Annotated in this window: 16 protein-coding genes and 2 pseudogenes; 1 reads left to right on the forward strand and 17 read right to left on the reverse strand. The window is 60.2% G+C overall.

Annotated features, from left to right (window positions below; genetic code table 11):
• Positions 1-70: 70 nt before the first annotated feature.
• Genes AB5975_24575 through AB5975_24590 form a run of 4 tightly spaced genes read right to left on the reverse strand, consistent with a single transcriptional unit; the run spans position 71 to position 4,320 of the window.
• Positions 71-1,420 (reverse strand): MFS transporter, encoded by a 1,350-nt coding sequence (locus tag AB5975_24575; GenBank protein ID XDR19645.1) that lies wholly within the window; start codon positions 1,418-1,420, stop codon positions 71-73.
• A 34-nt stretch (positions 1,421-1,454) separates the two neighbouring features.
• Positions 1,455-1,778 (reverse strand): NIPSNAP family protein, encoded by a 324-nt coding sequence (locus tag AB5975_24580; protein ID XDR19646.1) that lies wholly within the window; start codon positions 1,776-1,778, stop codon positions 1,455-1,457.
• Entirely contained in the window at positions 1,778-3,496 is a 1,719-nt protein-coding gene (locus AB5975_24585; protein ID XDR19647.1) for an FAD-dependent oxidoreductase, read from the reverse strand. Before AB5975_24585 ends, AB5975_24580 begins: the two co-directional genes overlap by 1 nt.
• Positions 3,493-4,320 (reverse strand): SDR family NAD(P)-dependent oxidoreductase, encoded by an 828-nt coding sequence (locus AB5975_24590; protein ID XDR19648.1) that lies wholly within the window; start codon positions 4,318-4,320, stop codon positions 3,493-3,495. Before AB5975_24590 ends, AB5975_24585 begins: the two co-directional genes overlap by 4 nt.
• Positions 4,321-4,497: 177 nt before the next feature.
• Here AB5975_24590 and AB5975_24595 point away from each other — a divergent pair, with 177 nt between their 5' ends.
• A complete protein-coding gene (locus tag AB5975_24595; protein ID XDR19649.1) occupies positions 4,498-5,370 on the forward strand; it encodes a helix-turn-helix domain-containing protein in 873 nt (290 codons plus the stop codon).
• Between the two features lie 26 nt (positions 5,371-5,396).
• On the opposite strand, the gene AB5975_24600 is transcribed toward AB5975_24595, so the two are convergent.
• The 13 genes and pseudogenes from AB5975_24600 to tre1 form a co-directional block, all read right to left on the reverse strand.
• Positions 5,397-6,170, reverse strand: coding sequence for an IclR family transcriptional regulator (locus tag AB5975_24600; GenBank protein ID XDR19650.1), 774 nt, complete (start codon positions 6,168-6,170; stop codon positions 5,397-5,399).
• Positions 6,171-6,235: 65 nt separating this feature from the next.
• Entirely contained in the window at positions 6,236-7,693 is a 1,458-nt protein-coding gene (locus AB5975_24605) for an amidase (GenBank protein ID XDR19651.1), read from the reverse strand.
• Positions 7,690-9,000: a citrate-proton symporter gene (locus tag AB5975_24610; GenBank protein ID XDR19652.1), complete on the reverse strand. Its 1,311-nt coding sequence runs from the start codon at positions 8,998-9,000 to the stop codon at positions 7,690-7,692. Before AB5975_24610 ends, AB5975_24605 begins: the two co-directional genes overlap by 4 nt.
• Before the next feature lie 84 nt (positions 9,001-9,084).
• Entirely contained in the window at positions 9,085-10,260 is a 1,176-nt protein-coding gene (locus AB5975_24615; protein XDR19653.1) for a M20 aminoacylase family protein, read from the reverse strand.
• A 241-nt stretch (positions 10,261-10,501) separates the two neighbouring features.
• Positions 10,502-10,627, reverse strand: a complete 126-nt coding sequence (locus AB5975_24620) for a hypothetical protein (protein ID XDR19654.1) — start codon at positions 10,625-10,627, stop codon at positions 10,502-10,504.
• A 203-nt stretch (positions 10,628-10,830) separates the two neighbouring features.
• Positions 10,831-11,145 carry a hypothetical protein gene (locus AB5975_24625; GenBank protein ID XDR19655.1) on the reverse strand — a complete coding sequence of 105 codons (315 nt, stop codon included), beginning with the start codon at positions 11,143-11,145 and terminating at the stop codon, positions 10,831-10,833.
• A gap of 709 nt (positions 11,146-11,854) precedes the next feature.
• Positions 11,855-12,191: pseudogene (locus AB5975_24630) on the reverse strand (hypothetical protein).
• A gap of 69 nt (positions 12,192-12,260) precedes the next feature.
• Positions 12,261-12,692: an SMI1/KNR4 family protein gene (locus tag AB5975_24635; GenBank protein XDR19656.1), complete on the reverse strand. Its 432-nt coding sequence runs from the start codon at positions 12,690-12,692 to the stop codon at positions 12,261-12,263.
• 264 nt (positions 12,693-12,956) lie between these two features.
• The gene (locus AB5975_24640; protein XDR19657.1) at positions 12,957-14,189 is read right to left on the reverse strand and encodes a PAAR domain-containing protein; all 1,233 of its coding nucleotides are present in this window, start codon (positions 14,187-14,189) and stop codon (positions 12,957-12,959) included.
• Positions 14,186-14,779: a DcrB-related protein gene (locus tag AB5975_24645; protein ID XDR19658.1), complete on the reverse strand. Its 594-nt coding sequence runs from the start codon at positions 14,777-14,779 to the stop codon at positions 14,186-14,188. Before AB5975_24645 ends, AB5975_24640 begins: the two co-directional genes overlap by 4 nt.
• Before the next feature lie 21 nt (positions 14,780-14,800).
• Complete coding sequence (tssI, locus tag AB5975_24650; GenBank protein ID XDR19659.1) at positions 14,801-16,642, reverse strand: type VI secretion system tip protein TssI/VgrG; 1,842 nt, start codon at positions 16,640-16,642, stop codon at positions 14,801-14,803.
• 192 nt (positions 16,643-16,834) lie between these two features.
• A pseudogene (gene tri1, locus AB5975_24655) lies at positions 16,835-17,949 on the reverse strand (ADP-ribosylarginine hydrolase Tri1).
• Positions 17,946-19,433: an NAD(+)--protein-arginine ADP-ribosyltransferase Tre1 gene (gene tre1 / locus AB5975_24660; GenBank protein XDR19660.1), complete on the reverse strand. Its 1,488-nt coding sequence runs from the start codon at positions 19,431-19,433 to the stop codon at positions 17,946-17,948. The pseudogene tri1 and the gene tre1 overlap by 4 nt, the downstream one beginning before the upstream one ends.
• Positions 19,434-19,778: the final 345 nt, after the last annotated feature.

Consider the following 19,778-nt stretch of genomic DNA (forward strand, 5'->3'; position numbering starts at 1 on the left):
TGCCGTATGCCTGCACGTTCCTCCCTGCAGGCGGAGCGGAGTCTGGAGTAAAGGTAATGGGAAGTAAATACTATTGGTAATACGTCGCATTAGTGACGGATGAAGCCCTGCTCACATGCCACCCTTGCAGCAATACGGCCAAAGCCGCCAACCCGGCAGGGACCAGTAATGATGCAAACACTTGTGCAAAACTCCAGCCCAACGCCAGCATCTGAGCCCCGGCGAAGGCGCTGAGCACGGCGCCGATGCGCCCAATGCCGCTCATCCAGCTGGCCCCGGTCGCCCGCGCTTGCGTAGGGTAAAAGGCCGCCGCCAATGCATTCATGCCAACACTCGCGCCGTTCAGCCCAAAGCCCACAGCGCAGGCTATGGCGCACAGCCAGGCGAAATCCCCCACCACTTGGCCAATCGTGAAGATAACCGCGCCACTGAACAGAAACGTCAGCATCAACACCCGCTGCGGATTGCAACGGTCCATGGCCCAACCCACTGAAATCGCCCCCACCGGGCCGCCTATCTGGAAACAGGCCGTGACAATGGCCGCTTCCGAGACCGAAAAACCACCGCCCTCCTTCACCAGCGTCGGCAGCCAGCCGCTGAACAGATAGACCAGAAACAGCGCCAACACATAGCCCGCCCAGAGCATGCAGGTACCAAAGCGATAGCGCGGTGAGAGGATGGTGCCGATGGCTCCACCTGCAGCCGGGGCGTTGCCGGGCATGACAAAGGTGGTGTCGGCGTTGACATGCTCAGGTGCCAAGCGGCGGACAATGGCCATAATGCGCTTGCGCTCTGCACCTTTGCTGACCAGGAACGTTACCGATTCCGGCAGGCGCCAATACAGCAGCGGCAGGACCAGCAGCGGCAACACCCCACCCAGCACCAGAACACTGCGCCACCCCAGGTTGGGGATCATCCAGGCGCTGACGAACCCACCCATCGCCGCCCCCAGGGAGAACCCGCAGAACGCCAGGGTAATCAGCAGTGAGCGGCTGCGTGCTGGGGCGTATTCACTGACCAAGGTGCTGGCATTGGGCATGGCCGCCCCCAGGCCCAGGCCCGTGAGAAAGCGCAGCGCAACCAAGGTGTCCAAGTTGGGTGAAAAGGCCGAGGCCAAGGTCCAGATGCCGAACAGCAGCACGCTGTACAGCAGCACCGCCTTGCGCCCGTAGCGGTCCGCCAGGGGCCCGGCAATCAGCGCGCCAAGCGCCAGGCCGATCAGCGCGGCGCTCAAAACCGGGCCCAGGCTTTGCGCACCCAGGTGCCAATCGCTTTTCAGTTGTGGGGCAATGAAGCCGATGATGGCGACGTCCAGGCCGTCCAGCGCAATGATGAGAAAGCCGAGGAACACCACCCATTTCTGGTAGCGGCCGATGGGTTGCTGGTCGATCAGTTGGCGCACGTCGAGCGTGTTGTTCATGGGTATCACCTGTTGTTGTTTTTATGACGGTGTTTCAGCCCAGGCTGGGCAAGCGCACAGGCCTTATGATCCGTGTCTCCTGCGCTACCACAAGGTCGCGGGTGGCATGCAGATAGGCAGCAAAGTCCGGGTCGGCATCCCGCGCCGCGCTGCGCTTTTCAAAATCATCGAGGCTGTCATAGCCCCACAAGTGCACCACCTGGTTCAACGGGCCGATGCTGCTGGTGTAGAACGCCAGGGGTGCGCCGAGGTGGCGCAGCAAGATCGGCATCGCCAACTGGTCAAAGGCTTCGAGAAACGCCGCCATGCAGCGTGGGCGAATGGTGTAGATACGGTGGTCGACCACAGGCTTGTCCATCACGCCACCTCCCGTGCATTGCCCGCCGCCGCCAGCCCCTGCTCGACACCTGCCAAGTGACGGCCAGTGATGTAGCCAAAGGTCATGATCGGCCCCAGGGTGATGCCCGCGCCGGGGTAAGTGCCACCCATGATGCTGGCGCGGTCATTACCCACCGCGTACAGGCCGTCGATGGCCTGCCCATCGGCCGCCAATACTTCACCGACCACGCTGGTGCGTAGCCCGTCGAAGGTGCCCAGGTCGCCCATGATCACCTTCACGGCAAAGTACGGCCCTTCGCCCACCGGCGCCACGCACGGGTTGGGCTGTTGCTGCGGGTCGGCCAGGTAGCGGTTGAAGCTGGTGCTGCCGCGACCGAACTGGCGGTCTTCGCCCTGCACCGCGCCAAGGTTGTATTCGCGCACGGTCTGCTGCAGCCCTTGCGCGTCGATACCGGCCTTGCCCGCCAGCTCGGCCAGGGTCTTGCCCTTGAGCAGGTAACCATTACGCAACAAGGGCCCCAACGGCATCGGTGCAGGCTTGGCAAAGCCCAGGCCATACTTGGCCAGGGTGCGGCGGTCGCACACCAGCCACATGGCGGTTTCTGCCTGACCGGCGCAGGCTTCGATCAATGCTGCGCCCACGTCATGGTAAGAGTTCGACTCGTTGGTGAAACGCTGCCCCGAACGCAGCACGCCGATCACACCTGGCTTGTAGCGGTCGAGCAAATGCGGAAAGGCAATGTGCCGCCCGCCAGCCACTGGCACCTTCGATACCGGCATCCAGGCGGCGGCTGCCTGCAGGCGGATATCGACCTTGGCCCCCAACGCCTCGGCCATGCGCGCACCGTCACCGGTATTGCCCGCCGGCACCGGCGAAAAGTGCTCGCCGCCACGCCGCACATGCGGGTAGGCCTGGCGCAGCCGTTGCAAATCATGGGAGAAACCGCCACAAGCCAGTACCACCCCACGCCGGGCCTGAATGCGCTGCTCGCTGTCAGCCTGCCCGACCAATGCCCCTGTCACTCGACCCTCTTCATGCAGCAGTTGCCGCGCCGGTGTACCTGTGAGAATCGGGATGCCCAGGTCCAGTGCCGAGCGTACCAGCCGCGCTGCCAGGGCATTGCCGCTGGTGACCTGGGTGCCACGTCGGTACAGGGCAAGCTCCTTCAAATGGGTTATCAGGCGCTTGGCCACATACACGAACGAAGTCAGCGAGCGGGTGACATTGAAGAAATGCTTGAGGTCGGCATTCGACGAATTGAACATCATGCCAATGAACGTGATGGTCTTCAGCGGCGGGCGCAGGCGCGCCATGTCCGGCCCCAGGCCACGAATGTCGTAAGGAGCGGCCAGTATCGAGCGGCCCACATCGACACCACCCTCCACCTGTGGGTGGTAATCGGGGTACAGCGTGGGCACGAACTTGACCGCCGTTTCGCGCTCGAAAAACGCCACCATCTGCGGCGCGTAGCGCAAGAAGGCTTCCACCCCCGCCGCATCGAAACAGGCACCGGCTTCGTTGCGCAGGTAGGTCATGGCCGCTGCATGGCTGTCCTCGGCCCCGTGCGGGTTGCCCGGCACCCACAACACGCCACCGGAAAACGCCGTGGTGCCACCAAAGCAGTCGTCCTTTTCAATGACGATGACATCCAGGCCAAGCTTTTTCGCCGTGATGGCTGTCGCCAGGCCGCCAGCCCCCGCGCCGATTACCAGTACATCGCAGCTACGCGTATTCATTGGCCAGCCCCCTCGAAGCCCGGGCGCGGGATCAATGCCATGGGCATGCACTCCAGCCCGCCATCCACGGTCAGCTCGGCGCCGTTGATATAGTCGGCGCGGCGGCTGGCCAGAAACAGCACGGCCTCGGCGATATCCTGCGGCTCACCAATGCGACGGTTGGCGGTCATGGCGCTACGCTGGCGTTCCACCTGCGGGTCGGCATAGAACGCCGCCGACAAGGGCGTGCGGATCAAGCCCGGGCACACGGCGTTGCTGCGCACACCCCGCGGCCCCCACTCCACGGCAAGCTGCCGCGACAGCATGCTCACGCCAGCCTTGGCCGCGCTGTAGGCACCGCTGTTGGGTTGCGGGTAATGGGCGGCAATCGAGGCTACATGCACGATGCGGCCCTGGCCGCGAGCCAGCATCGAGCGGCCGAAGGCCTGGGCACACAACAGGTAGCCGCTGAGGTTGACCGCCAGCACCTGGTTCCATTGCTCCAGGCTCAGCGTGTCCAGCGCGCCGGGGCGCAGCACGCTGGCATTGTTGACCAGCACATCGCAGCGCCCATGCAGTGCCTGCACCTGGGCAGCCGCTTGCTCCACGCTGGCCGGGTCGGCAATGTCACAGGCCAGGGCGCTGACTTCGCCCGTGCTGTGCTCACCCAAGGTGGCCGCCAGTTCGCGGCATTTGTCCAGGTCGCGGTCCAGCAGCACCACGTGGGCCTGCTGCTCCACCAAGGCTGCGGCCAGCGCGGCACCAATGCCGCCGGCGGCGCCGGTTACCACGCATACGGCCGAGTCCAGGCCCAGCCACTGAGAGGCAATCTTATTGTTGTTCATGCTGTTCTCCAGAGTGTCGCTTGTTCTGGACAACAGCCTATGGCCGGCAGGCCCATCGGCAGAATGGACAAAACCTGCAACCAGCCCCACATTCCCGTCATTTTTTCCTTTGTGCCCTGAAGCCTGCGTACAGCTGTGGCACAGTGATCAGGTACCGAACAGAACAATTACAACAACATGAACAAAATCCCCAATTACGCCCTGTACGGTGAAACCGCACAGCCGGTGTGGCACGAAGCCCTGCACGTGGAGCAGATTTCCCAGCGCTCTGGCGCGCACAACTGGGAAATCGCCGCACACCGTCACGAAGGCTTGCTGCAGCTGCTGTACCTGCAAAGCGGTGGCGGTGAAGTGCTGTTCGACAGTGACCGGTTGCAGGTTCATGCGCCTTGCGTGGTGTATGTGCCGGCGCAAGTGGTGCATGGCTTTCATTGGGCCGGCCAGGTCGAGGGCCAGGTGATCACTGCCGCGCAACACCCGCTGGAGAGCATCGCCCAGGTGCTGGCGCCCAACCTGCTGGTGCAACTTCGCAAACCGCAGGTGGTCGCCCTGCCGAAATGGGCCGCTGATGAGGACCCGTTGCTGCCACTGTGCCGGGCCCTGCGCGAGGAATACCACAACCGCGCCCGCGAGCATGTGGCCAGCAGCATGGCGCTATTGCTGACGCTGATGATCCAGGTGCTGCGCCATGAGCCGCACCTGCCCCAGGGGGAACAGCGACCGGTATCCAGGCGCAGCCAGCAGTTGACCGCTTTTCGCGAGCTGGTAGACATGCACTACCGCGCGCACAGGCCACTGGCAGACTACGCCGCCGAACTGGGCATGACCCTGGCGACGTTGGGGCGGTTATGCCAGGAGCACCTGGGCATGACACCCATGAACGTGATCAATGCCCGCCAGGTGCTGGAGGCCAAGCGCATGCTTGGGCATTCGAGCCTTAGTGTGAAAGAGATCGCCCATGAACTGGGGTTTGCCGATGTGGGGTATTTCAGCCGGTTCTTTCGCAAGCAGGCTGGGGTGAGCCCGAGTGCTTTCCGTGAAGGCCATTGACACCTGCAGGGGCGGTGCAGGAACGATCAAACAGCCAAGGCCCGCTGCACCTCGCCGACGGTGGTCGCCAGGCTGCTCAAGTGTAAATTCAATACCCGCTCCACCGGCGCCTGGTCCAGCGGCCAGTGCAAGGCAATGCTCCCGGCAAGGCGCCCTTCGGCATGCACCGGCAAGGCAATGGCGCGGATCAGGAACGGCAGGCGCACCGGGTACTCCCAGTGCCCCTCGGTCCGCTGACCAAAGCCCTTGTGGGCTTCTTCTTCGATATCGCGCAGCAACGTGTCGTCACCCAGCCGCGCATGGGCCGCCAGGCGCTGCACTTCGTCCTCCGCCAGCTCACCCAGGCAGGCCCGCCCCATCGCCGAATGGAACAGGCTGGCATGGTGCCCGACGATCTGGCAGGTGTGCGGGTAACGCTTGCGCAACACCTGGGGAATGGCGCTTTCCATCACTTCCAGCCGCTGGCCGTCGAAGCACGACAGGTCCGCTACCAGCCCAGTGCGTTCACTCAGCTCCAGCAGCATGGGCGCGGCGCTTTCCACCAGGCGCCGCTTGAAGCGCAACTGGCGGTCACCGAACAGCCGCCGCGCGCACAGCCGGTAGCGCCTGTCGCTCAGGCCACGGTACACCCAGCCTTGCTCCTGCAGGGTGGCAAGCATGCGCGACACCGTGGCCTTGGGCAGCGCCGTCAGGTAATGCAGTTCTTCCAGGCCCAGTGCCTGGTGTTCGCCCAGCAGGTCGACAATGGCCAGCGCCCGCTCCACCGAACGCACGCCGCCGCTGTCTGCCGTGATGCCCATGGGTATGACCTCCTTGTAGCGGGATGGTCAGGATAGCCAGCAAGAACCGCGCCTGCCCAGTGCTTTCATGAACCCTGCAGGCATTGTGGCGGGCAACGCTCCACCCAGCGGGTGAGCTGCTCATGGGCATACGCCAGCTGCAACACGGCATGGTCCGCCTGCGCCGGGCCTATGATCTGCAGGCCCATGGGCAGGCCGCCAGCATTGAACCCGACCGGCACGCTGATGCTCGGCAAGCCGGCCAGGGTTGGCCCGATCACCACCTCCATCCAACGGTGATAGGTGTCCATCGCCCGCCCGCCGACCGCCGTCGGCCATGGCTGGCGTGCATCGAAAGGGAACACCTGGGCCGAGGGCAACAGCAGGAAATCGTAACGTTCGAACAGCTTGGCCAAGGCGCGGTACCAATCGCTGCGGTCCAACGAGGCCTGGTACAGCGCCGCCGCACTCATCTGCAAGCCACCTTCCACCTCCCACTGGGCTTCGGGCTTGAGCAGTGCGCGCTTGGCTGGGTCGGCATAGGCCGCGCCGAGGTTGCCGTGCACCAGGAAGTGGCGATGGCTCAGCCAGCATTGCCACAAGCGTGCCAGGTCGAATGCCGGCTGGCAGGCCTCGACCTGGCAGCCCAGTTCGGCAAAGTCGGCCAGCGCCGACTCGCACAGGCTCATCACCCCGTCATCCATCGGCAGGTAACCGTTGTAGTCGCCCAGCCAGCCGACCCGCACACCTCGGAAGTCGCGCTGCAAGGCGTCGGTGAAATCGCGCCGGCCTTCGCTTAACGACAGCGGCACCCGTGCGTCGACGCCAGCCTGTATCGACAACAACCGCGCCACATCGACCACACTGCGGCCCATCGGCCCCTCGGTGGCCAGCTGCTGCACGAACAACTCCGGCGCCGGCCCATGCGGCACCCGGCCTTGTGACGGGCGCAGGCCGAACACGTTGTTGAACGCCGCCGGGTTGCGCAGCGAGCCCATCATGTCGCTGCCGTCGGCCACCGGCAGCAAGCGCATGGCCAGTGCCGCAGCCGCCCCGCCGCTGCTGCCACCGGCCACCCGCCCTGAGTCGTAGGCATTGGTAGTGGTGCCAAACAGGCTGTTGTAGGTTTGCGAGCCGAGGCCGAACTCAGGCACGTTGCTCTTGCCCACGATCAGCGCCCCGCTAGCCCGCACCCGCGCCACGCTGATCGCATCCTGCTCGGGCACCTGCTCGGCGAACAGCGGCGAACCCAGGGTGGTGCGCAGCCCGGCGGTGGCGGCCAGGTCCTTGATCGCCTGCGGCATGCCATGCATCCAGCCGCGCGAATGGCCACGGGCAAGTTCGCGGTCGCGCTCGTCGGCCTCGGCCAGCAGCACCTCGGCCGGGCGCAGCGACACCAGCGCATTGACCTGCGGGTTGAAGCGTTCGATATGCGCAAGGTAAGCCTGCATCACCTCCCGGCACGACAGCTGGCCGCCATGAATGGCCTGGGACAATGCCTCTGCATCGAGGGCAACGATGGGGTCGATGGCTAGCGGCTTCACGGTTTTACTCCAAGGTTGAAAGTGGCAGGCTGGCCCGCCCGGGGTGCTTCTTTCAGGCAGTAGGTAGCCAACAGCGTCAGCAGGCAGGCGAACAGCACGTAGAACGATGGCGCCACCGGGGTACCCAGCACTTTGCTCAGCCAGGTCACGATCAACGGGGCAAAGCCGCCGAACACCATTACCGCTACGTTATAGGCCACCGACACGCCAGTGGAACGCACCTCGACCGGGAACTGCTCGGCCAAGGCGGTAGGTGCCGGGCCAAAGAAGCCGCCAATGGCGGTGCACAGCAGCAGTTGCATGACCAGCAGCCGCTCCACGGAGGGCGCGGCGGCCACCCACACATACAGCGGGTAGACCATCACGAAGAACGCCAGGGTGAAGGCCATCAGCACCGGGCGCCGACCCAACCGGTCAGACAGCGCGCCAGACAACGGAATCACCACGGTCATCAGCCCGACCGCGAGCATCTGTACCAGCAGCACCTGGTCCAGCGGCAGCCCAAGGTTCTTGTGGGCGAAGGTCGGCATGTTCACCAACACGACGTAAAACGACACCGTCGCGCCACAGGCCAGGCCCATCGACACCAGCAGGCTACGCCGATGTTCACGCAGTACCTGCCACAGGCTGGGCGACTGTCCCTTGGCCTGGCGGCGCGCCTCGACGAACTCTTCGGGCTCTTCCATATGCTTGCGAATCCACAGCCCCACCGGGCCGATCAGCAGGCCCAGCACGAAGGGAATACGCCAGCCCCAGCTGTCCAGCGCTTCAGGCGTGCACAGGTGAGTAACCAGGGCCACCATGGCCGCGCCGGAGAACACCGCCAGGCACTGCCCTACCAATTGCCACGAGCCATATAGCCCCTTGCGGTGGGCCGGCGCGCTTTCCACCAGAAACGCCGTAGCGCTGGCATACTCGCCACCCGTGGCAAAGCCCTGCAGCATGCGCGCGACCACGATCAACAGCGGCGCCGCCATGCCGATGGCCAGGTAGTCGGGGGCAAAGGCGATCATCGCGATCGACACGGTCATCAGGCGGATGATCATCTGCATGGCCGCCTTGCGGCCCTTGCGATCGGAATACATGCCCAACAACACGCCACCCACCGGGCGCATGAAAAAGCCGACGCCGAAGGTGGCCAAGGCCATCAGCAGCGAAGCGTATTCATCGTCGGACGGGAAAAACTGCCGGGCAATGATGCTGGCCAAAAAGCCGTACACGATAAAGTCATACCATTCCAGGGCATTGCCGATAACGGCGGCGACCACTTGCCGGGTACGCGACACGCCAGTGCTCGAAGTCTGCATAGGGAACACTCCACACAATGATTGGGTGAACGCCCAGGCGCGGGCGCGCCCAGGTTCCAGCGGCAGTCGTCCAAAAAAGGCCGATCAGGCGGGCGCGAGCCAGCGCTCTGCCAGCGCGCCCCAGTAGGCGGCGCCGGTCAGCAGGATGTCGTCGTTGAAGTCATAGGCCGGGTTGTGCACCATCGGCCGCGATACCCCATTGCCAATGAACAGGTAGGCGCCCGGGCAGCGCTGCAGCATCCAGGCGAAGTCTTCACTGCCCATCAGCTTGCGGGTGTTGCCATCCACCGCCTCGGCACCGAGCAGCTCTACCCCTACCTGCGTGGCGAAGGCATTTTCCGCTGCATGGTTGACCAGCACCGGGTAAGCCGGGCGGTGTTCGATGCTGGCGCGGCAGCCAAAGCTTTCGGCCTGGCTGACGATGATCGCCCGCACCCGTTCCAGGGTCTGCGCCCGTACTTCGGCGTTCAGCGCGCGCAGGCTCAGGCGCAGTAGCGCCTGTTGCGGGATCACGTTGGCCGCTTCGCCAGCCTGCAACGCACCGACGGTGACCACCGCCGCCTCCTGCGCATCGATATTGCGCGCCACCACGGTTTGCAGCGCCATCACCACACTGGCCGCTGCCACCAGCGGGTCGACGGTCAGGTGCGGCATCGAGCCATGGCCGCCCACCCCGTCGAGGGTCACCGTGAGCAGGTCTTGCGAGGCCATCATCGGCCCCTCGCGAAAGCCAAGGTGCCCGGCCGGCAGCCCAGGCATGTTGTGCATGCCGAACAGTGCATCGCAGGGGAAGCGTTCCAGCAGGCCGTCGGCCAGCATTGCCTCGGCGCCACCCTGGCCCTCTTCGGCCGGCTGGAAGATCAGCGTCAGCGTGCCGTCGAACTGCCGGGTCGCCGCCAGGTAGCGCGCCGCGCCCAGCAGCATGGTGGTGTGCCCGTCATGGCCACAGGCGTGCATGCAGCCTTGATGCTGGCTGCTGTAGGCCGCGCCCGTTGCTTCGTGGATGGGCAACGCGTCCATGTCGGCGCGCAGGCCCAGGCGGCGTGGGCTGCTGCCATTGCGCAGCACGCCGACCACACCGGTTTTGCCGATGCCGGTGTGTACTTCATAGCCCCATTCCAGGAGCAGCCGGGCGACCAGCGCCGAAGTGCGGCTTTCTTCGAACCCCAGTTCCGGGTGGGCATGGATATCGTGACGGATCGCGTGCAGGTCGCTGGCCACATCGTTCAGCCAGGCCAGAATGTGCTGATGTCGGGACATGTAGAGTCTCCTCGCGCGGGTGGTTTCCCGTTCTTGTTGTTCGCCTTGAGGTCACGACACGTAAGGCAGGTCGTGCTTGGCTGACAGATAAGCGCGAGTGACGAGGGATAACAAACGAATGTGGTTCCACCCAGCGGAACCAGTCGCGGAGGCGGGAAGTGGTGCGAGCAAGGGAGTGGTCAAATTTCCGGGGCTTAGTAGCTGAAACGCCGGGTCAAGTTATCCACCCGCACCTCTTCGCTTAGCCGGTCCGACACGTCGTAGGCAAAGCTTTAGGGATGAGGCGGACGGCCTTGTCGTACTCGTAGCGCACCCGCTGCCCCTTGGCATCCTGGCGGCTGCTCGGCAGGCCACGGGCCGTGCGCACCAGGCGGGTCGTCTGGCCCTTGCCGTCGAGTTGACCAGTGCGATCAGGCCCAAGGCGTTGGCGAGTTTTCGGCTGTTGATGACAACGTTGGGTGAGACCTTGGTAATTGCCCCAGCAGAGATCGCATCGGACTTAAAGCAAACGAGTCAACTAGAGTGGGAATACCCACCCCGGAATTCGGCCAAATCGAACTTCAACACTGATCAAGCGAAAGCGAAAATTTTAATTTCATCAAACAGGCCTTCAACTGACAGTGCCTGCTCATCCTTTCTGTTCCTAATCAAAATATACTCACCTTCGCCAGGAGAGGTAATCTCAATGACTTCATCGCGCCAATTGGCCACTTCAATAAATCCATTTGAAATACCGTCAAGCGCGTCAATCTCCCTTAATAAATCTGCCCACTTGAGGAATACCCCCGCGCCATCGGTGCCACCACCGGTTTGGGGATTATCAAAATAAACCCGAAGCTTAGGGCAAGCCTGTCTCTGCCCATCTAGTGTCGGGACGTAATGCAAACGCAACTCTTTAAACTCTTCGGTAGTCTCGCGCCCGGAAAACTCACACCTGAAGATTGGCAAACATAAAAAAGTTTATCCCTAACCACCCCGCCATTGCCCTTCAGGTAACCATGGAAATTACTGGGAATAACAAACACATGAGTGAAGCCTCTTTCGGATGAGTTCAGCACAAATATCGAAGGATGTACTCGACTCACCTCCGGCGCAACAGAATTTAAAATATCCAGCGCCAGCGAGTCTTTTATCTCACCTTGAGAAACTACAATCAAATCCAGATCACTGGACGGCCTTAACCAATAATTGTATGTATAATCCCGCATTACATCCTGGAAAAAGTGAACGCCGCCAACAAGATCTCTAACGGAGTCGTATTCTTCAAGCAGATCATTTCATGATATCATTGCAACATGCCTCACTCGTAGTTCGGACCAGTATCTTGTCTATATCTAGCCCCGCTAGCTCCCATTTTTGCACCCTCGGAGCTATTGGCGAAGCTCAGTTCAATTGTAAGAAAACGCTCCGGTGAAGGAGGCTCTGCATTAAGATGCGGCCTCTTTCAGACGCTCATGTTCAAGGCGCTCTTCGCGCTCACGCCGCTCAGCTAATCCGTGTGAAAATTGCCGCGTATGGGACCTTTCCCTGTCGCTAATCAAGACTTATTCAGATTAATTATTGTGCTGCCTGCTACGTCCAGTGTGACCCCTGACAGGGTAGTGGTCTGGCTCAACGCGTCGGTCACCGCGACCAGGTGCTGACGCTCGCCGTAGCGGTAATAGGTGCTCTTGCCCGAGTAGTCCTGGTAACGCTCCACCTGGGCCAGGGTATTCCACCACAGGTGCTTGGACTTGTCTGTTGCATCGAGGATGGTGTGCGGCAGGCCGTCGTCGCTGTTCAGGTACGGCGGTCAGCTGGCCGTGTTCGTAGTAGAGATACTGCGCGAGTGTCTCGACCGCCTCATTGTTGACCAGCCGTTTGATGTCGGTCAGGCGCCCCTGCGGGTTGTCATAATGCAGGTGCGCACGGAGGCCGCCGGTAGCGCTTAACCTTGGGTTCCACCTTGAGTAGGTGTGGTTCATGGCTCGCACTAAGTATTTTCGCAAAATAACTAAAAATTACGCCCGAAAGTTCTCGTTTGACTCTGAATTCTCCAAAAATATTGACATCCACGAATCCATTACATCCCAAACATCGATTCCTTTCGTAGGAGTATCTGGCTTTTCATGCCACCAAATAAACGCCTCACCCTTAAATGCCCCCTCACCTATAGCCAAGTAATCACCAGCCCCGCTAGAAAATACGCCTAACATATCGGGAAGCGCTGGATACTCTTCGTCACATAGGTCCTTTATTTGAACGAAATCCTCTAGTCTCGATGGACCCATGGTACAACCGATGTAAAAACCAAAGCCATTATGCAGCTTTGAGTAAAACTGCTTAAAATCCGCAGGCAGGTCAGGACAGTAATCTAAACTCGAACTTTCAATACCTGCTGGAGCGCCCCCCATATAGAAGCACAAATCACCACCATCGACGTAAACATACATAAGATACGGCTTATCACTTACGGCCAAAACAGTGCCTAGCACGCACTTATCAAGCCACGAGCTTACCCATGGTAACTTTTCAGAAAAATCGACCCACTCCGCCGGGATATATTTTTTTCATCATCTAAAAAACCAAAGCCAAGCCACTGCTTGGGGAATTTTACTTCAAGGGGCACGTCACAAGATGCGAAATACACATCATAGCCATTTAACTCAGTCACAATACGCTGCTTTAAAGACTCAGACCAATTCATTCTCACCCCCTTAATACCCTGAAAGCAAACCATTAATATATTGCTGAAGCTCTGGCTCCAACTTAGCAGCCTTATCCATCATGGCAGACCGGAATGCTGGATCAACAGGAATATCTCCTTTCTTGTATAGTTCCCATTCAGCAAAAGACCTTGCCCCCTTTGAGGTATTTGCAATTTCACTCAACCCCTGGAAGTTTGGCTCGTAGTTTAGCACCTTTACTTGATCTTCGAAAGTCAACCGAGAGAACCCTTCCATTTCTGTAATTTTCTTCATGGGAACAATATGGTCCGCGTGCAAGGCCCTCGTAACCTGAAGCCCTGGAAGCGCGGGATCTTTCATGGGAAGGACGACATCTTTATTAACAGCTTTCCGTATTGAAGCGCTGGGGGTCTTTTTCCTCAGTTCACCATACAATTCAGGTGAAATTTTATCAGTTTTTGGGGGGAGAACCGGTTTCCTTACAAGTTTTAGATTACCGAGATTAGAACCAAGTCCCTGCACTTTAATTTCATAGCGAGCATCAAACGCCTTCCCGCCCTTGGCGCCGATCCCCCCTCCAAGCAGAGCACCACCAAACGCCATCAACTTCTGGCCGTCGGAGCCCTCTCCAAACAACTCGCCGCCGGCCCAATGCCCTGCCATTCCACCCGCTATACCACCCACCAACCCTGCCACCACCAAAACAGGACTTGCCAGCACAAATGCACTTGCCAGTCCCACCCCCATCACTGCACGCTCCAGCCAGACAGGGACCTCCGGGTCAATGGCATCCGTCGTCTCGGTGCCCCCACCTATATATACATTGGGAGAGCCCGCACTTATTTTCGCATCGCAAACTGTTCTGTCACCTACTCGAGCCGCAGGCTGACCATTTATATATACCGAATCGCTGCCCTGAGCTAATATCTTAGGGATCCCGGGATGATCAGAGCACTCGGCATTATCCAGATGCGCCCTCGCAGCAGGTTTCCCATTTATATAAACGTTGCCCGACCCTGATCGTATTTGTCCCGTTTCACTACAGGCGAACGATAAGCTACCAATCAGTTGACCAATTCCAGCACCAGTAGCGGCTCCCGCGCCCACCATCGCAGCGAGGGCTACCGCCCCAAGCCCGCCGGTGCCAACCACAGCAATACCGATGAGCACTGCACCTGCACCAATCGCCAAACCAGCAAGTAATCCGCCTAAGGCGCTAGAGTGCTCGATTGGATCGTCTAATCTCGCGGCAGCCGCAGTCATGCCGACTCGACCTGTTGCGCATCCCCCTCTCTCGCAGGCGGAAGGCGCAATTGAAGACTATCAACTAAAGTATTGAAAGCACTACGCTCATCTTCTGTCATGCCTTTGGCATTGTTACTCGTACCGGTAATCTGCATGAGCAAAGGGCGCTTGTGCTCATCGTGATGCAGAAAAATCAGCTGTACTTGATGAACCGGTTGGCCTTGTTGCCGCCAGCGAAACTCTACACGCCGCGCCTCCAACCCAGCCACCTCTACCGGGGTAACCGGCTCGATCCACTGAACATGGGACAACGTCTTTTTCAATTCACCCAGCAGTTGTTGTGCAAGCGTCTCCAAGTCTGCATCCTGCTCCGCAGGCGAACGCCCAACAACGAGCGAGAACGGGCTTGGCCCTATATCCGTCAATGTAAAAACATGAAAAGTCTTGTCTTTTAAGTTCTCTGGACGAACGAAGCTCAATTCATTTGTAAGAAAGCGCTCCGGCGGAGGAGGTTCTACATTGAGAGCGCCCTCTTCCAGACGCTCACGTTCAACGCGCTCTTCGCGCTCGCGTCGCTCAGCTAATCGGTCGTAGATATTACCGCGCATGGGACCTTTCCTTGTCGCTAATCAAGACTTGTTCAGATTAATTATCGTGCTGCCTGCAACGTCCACAGTGATACCTGACAGGGTAATCGTGCCATCCGACTTCATCTCCAGCTTGCTGTTTCCGACCTCAAGCGTAATAGACGTTGCCGCCTTAATTTTCACCGCCCCTTGATCCACGGTCACAAAGTACGACCCCTCTTCCACCGCAATGCTGGTTTCCAGCTTGATCGTCTCGGAATGCTTACCTTCGACATTGATCGTTCGATTGCCACCCACCTTGAGACTCTCATCTGCCTCAACCTCGGTATCCAGGTTGCGCTCAGCATGCATGATGATTTGCTCGGCGCCGGCCTTGTCTTCGAAGCGGAAGAAGTTGGCATTCGACCCTTTGCCTTTGGTAGAGCGCGTCAGGAACCCACTCTGGGTCTTGTTCGCCGGCAGTGCCCACGGCGGGGTGTTGCTGCTGTTGTACAGGCTGCCCATGATCAACGGGCGGTCCGGGTTGCCGTCGAGGAACACCACCACCACTTCATCGCCCACGCGCGGGATCTGGATGCTGCCGAAGCCGCCACTGGCGCCGGATTGGGCGACGCGTACCCAGCACGAACTGTGGTCGTTGTGCTGGCCTTTACGGTCCCAGTGAAACTGGATTTTCACCCGGCCCAGTTCGTCGGTGAATATCTCTTCGCCGGGTGGGCCAACGATGATGGCAGTCTGCGGGCCGGCGATGGTCGGCCGGGGAGTGCTCAGTTGCGGGCGGAACGGGATCTTCTTGCGCACGCAACTGAACGTGTTGAAATAGCTCGCCTGTTGGCCGCTGAGGTAGTTGTTGTGGCCTTCGCTTTCCACGCTCATCAGCAGGAACTGTCGGTCCTCTACGGCGCCTTGATCGTGGCTGTAGTGCTGCAGCAGTTCGAAGGTATAGCCGGGCTTCATGGCGCGGCAATTACTGGCGCCTTCGAACTTTTTGCCGCGCAGCTCCAGCGCTTCGATACGTAAGCGCAGCAGGGTTTCGCCTTCATCGTAGGTGCCGTGGGTGTACTGACCGGGGAAGTCGTAGATCTCGAAGTTCTCGACATCGCCCTGCTTGTTCACGCTGTTCAGCGCCACCGGCAGGCGGTTGTTGGGCTGGCGGTAATCGAAGGTCTGCGTGGCCATCTTGCCGGACTGCAGCTGGCGGTTGCCGCTCCACTGGGTGATGGAGTCGGCGGTCTCGGTAACCGAGGCGCTGTGGAAACGGATTTGCGGCTGCTCGGGGATGTCCACCAGTGTGCTGGAGTCATCGCAGATGATCATGGTGTGGCCTTCTGCGGTGTGCTCGAAGTAATAGAACATCCCCTCTTCCTCCAGCAGGCGCTGGACGAAATTGAAGTCGGTTTCGCGGTACTGGGTAATGTAGGTGTAGCGCTTCTGCGGGCGGGTCAGGCGGAACTCGTGGCGGGAGAAAGCCGGACACAGGGCGAATACTTCGGTGACCACTTCCTCGACCGTGTTGCCTTGGAAGATCCGCGTGTCGAAGCGGTTCTTCAGCATCGAAAACCAGGGGTTGAGGGTGGCGGTGTAACGGGCCATGCCGCCATCGCTGCCAATGCTGGCAAAGCGCGTAAGGTAACCGGTGATGTGGCGTGGAGCACCTTCGGCCAACTCGATCTCGATGCTCACGTGCTGGCCCATCATGGATTTAAGCGGCACGCCAGAGTCTTCGCAGATCAGCAGCAGTTCGTAGTTGAACGCCCGCGAAAGGCCCTCGACGCCCTTGAAGGTTTCCAGCAACAGTTCCTGCTCAGGGTTGGCCAGGTTGTGAAACTTGAACAGCCGGCGGTTCTGCGGCGATAGCAGCGCGGAGGCCAGTTCCATGATCATGCGAAATCTCCTTGAAAACAGGGCCAGCACGCGCTTGCGATGCTTAGCTACAACTTTGTTCATGCGGGATGCCAGGCAGGCGCACCGCGATTTCATGCGACCGACAGCACCCGAAAAAGTGCCGCGGCGCGTTGACAGAAACGCGACAACTGTCACGCTTTTGCACGTCAGGGCAATTTCCTGAGCCTGCCGTTATCGCTTCCCGTACAACAGTGCATCCAGTTCATCCACCTGCGGTGCGCGGTCGAACAGTTCCTGTGCCAGCTTCTGGATATGCTGCGACCAGGCGACCTTCTCCACCCACTCCGGTGGCATGCCTGACACACCGTACAGCGCGCCAGCCAGCTGGCCGGCTGTGGCCGCGACGCTGTCAGCATCATCGGCAAGGTTGGCGGCCAGAAGAATCGCGTCATGGAAGTTGTTGCTGTTCCATACAGCCCACAGGGCTGCCTCCAGCGTGTCGACCACATAACCAGAAGAGCGGATCTGATCGCGGCTCTTCTGTTTGTACTCGCCAGCATTGATGATCATCGGGCGCGGACGCAGCGAGCGCACCGCAGGTGCAAGGGTTTCTTCCTTGTCTGCACCGTTCAGTGCCAGATGCAGTTGTGCGGCGAGCAACTGGCAACAGTTCACCGCTTCATCGGCGTTATGGGTCACGCTGCTCTGCGTGACGCTTTCCCACCAACTCGCAGACAGTGAATGTCGACGAAAGATGGCCGTGGGCGCGAGGCGTATGATCGAGCCATTACCTGCAGTGGACGGGTCGTAGTTGCCTTGCCAACCGATGCCTTCGCGCAACCAGCCTTCAAGCGCGTTACGTGTAGCGTTGCCGATGTCGAAACAACGGCCATTGACACTGTTTTCCCGTGTCGATACCAGCGCACCAAGGCATTTGCGTAGGTGGCGTAGTCGAACTTGCCCTGGCTTACATACGTATCCGCCAAGCAAAGCGCCATGCTAGTGTCATCGGTCCACTCGCCGGCAGCAAGCCTGAATGGCCCGCCACCGACCATGTCGTTCACATGCTCCCGGTCGCGCGGCAGGAACTCGAGCGTGGTGCCTACCGCATCGCCAATGGCCAGGCCCAGCAACGCGCCTTTGGCGCGGTCCAGTGCCTGTTCTGGCGTCAAGGTACAGGCCCTGGACTGCAACCAGCGCGGCTTGCTCGCCGGCTCTGCTGGGGCGTCTGCCCGCACGTTGTAGTCCATCCTCTGCTGCAGCTGCCGGGAGGGCTCCGGCGACAGGTGCGCGTAGCGCTCGACGTAGTCGGACAGCAATGCGTTTGGGCTTCTTAGATCGATCATGGGATTTCTTTGAGAATAAATTGAGTGACGGAGCCATTGTCGACCCTGTCGACAACATTGAAGCGCGTGCCTGGCCCAAACAATACCTCAGCTTCCCTGTGGCCAGACAGAAAGCTGATATCTTTGCCAGTCACGCCCTGCAAGGTCATCTTCACATTACCGTTGAATGCCAGGGCACGGTCTGCAGAAGTACTCAGGAACGCTGCATCACTGGTTGGCAGACCGACTTGCATCCTCGACATGACATCCTCCGGCAACGTAGTACCGCGGAAGGTATCCCCCAACGTGTAGGACGGTAGCTTTGCGAGGCCTTCGTTGGCATGCGTGACGAAGGCCTCCATCTGCGGGCTAAGCGGGGTCTGCCCGCGCAGCGCCGGGTTGATCCACTGATAGCCTTCGTTGGTGGTGTAGCCATGCAGCGCGCCGATCTGATCGTCCGTGAGCAAGGCTGAACGCTTAGGGTCGGTGAAGTCGGCGATGCGCCTGCCCGTGGATATCCAGCGGTCTGCAGTCTGACTACCCACGGCTTCTCGCAAAGACATGACTGCCGGTTTTGCTACAGGCTTCGGTGCCGAGGCTTTTTCCGGTTGACGAGCGGGCTGCAGCGGCTCAGGTTTCTTGACGGGGGTGGGGCCCTTGATCTGCAGGTCTGGGTGAGCCAGCAGCTTGGCTTCGTTCTTGGCAAGCCAGGCACCAAACTGCTTGTTGGCAATGTCGGCCTGCAGCTTGGCACTGCGCGTGGCAATGTTCTCCATGCTGCCCATGATGCCGGCCTTCATCTGTCCACGCAGCAGGTAGGTGACGATGGCCATCAGTAACAACAACACCAGCTGTTCCTGCCCGCGGGCCAGCTGCCGCGCGGCGCGTTCGGTTCGCTCCTGGATAACGGCCACCGACCCTCCAGTAGGGTCCAGCCCGGCAGGCTTGACGCCTTCTTCGGCATTCCAGGCCGTAGCGATACCCTCCTGAAGAGTGGCCAGGCAAACCGGCAGCCCTTTGATGAAGTATTCGGCGATCGCCGACAGGCCCAACGCAAGAAGGATCAGGTTACCGACCTCCAGACCGATGCCCGCCCCTGCCACGGCGCCGGGCGCCGCGCCGACGCCAAAGGCCAAAGCACCGATCGCACCGCCTGCAGCAGAGCCCACGGCAATACTCCCACCGAGGATCATCGACACTTCCTTCACCAGTTGCAGCAGCACCGGCAAAATCTGTTCGATACCGATCGAAGCCCATTTGCGCTTGAGGTCTTCCTGGAAGATCGGATACGACATCGCCAGTGCCTGTTGCACATTGTCGATGCGATGGCCACCCAGGTAGCCATAGGCTTGGCCGGCGCCATCACTAACGCGCCGAGAGAAACCGTGCCAGCTGTCATTGGCGCTCTGCAGCCCCTGGTGGATGCTCTGGTTCACCGCGCTGAATTTCTGATCGAGGCTGCGCTCGATGTCACTCCAGCTAGGGACGTTAGCTAAAAGGTCCATTTTCTAGATCACAGTCCGTTGAAGAATGGCGTAATTGACACACACCTTGGCGAGCCTGAAGGAAACACAACTGAGCCAACTGATAGCGTATGCCTGCTACGCGAAGTCTGCCGCGTGAGCACCGATTCGAGGGCGTCCGTAATCATGTCAATGCATCCTGCATCAAGCTGGAAATCGCCCAATGAAAACGTGCTTGACAGAGGCTGTCAAATGATGGCCTTGCGCTATAGGGCCATGGAGCTAACGTCAAAATGCCTTTACCAAATGGCGTATTACGGGTTGTTGGAGCAGTAGACGCGTCCGCGATTAAGTAAGTCGGATTGTGTCCGTTGGGTTGGAGAACGC

The sequence above is a fragment of the Pseudomonas putida genome (genome assembly GCA_041071465.1).
GTDB classification, from domain to species: domain Bacteria; phylum Pseudomonadota; class Gammaproteobacteria; order Pseudomonadales; family Pseudomonadaceae; genus Aquipseudomonas; species Aquipseudomonas putida_P.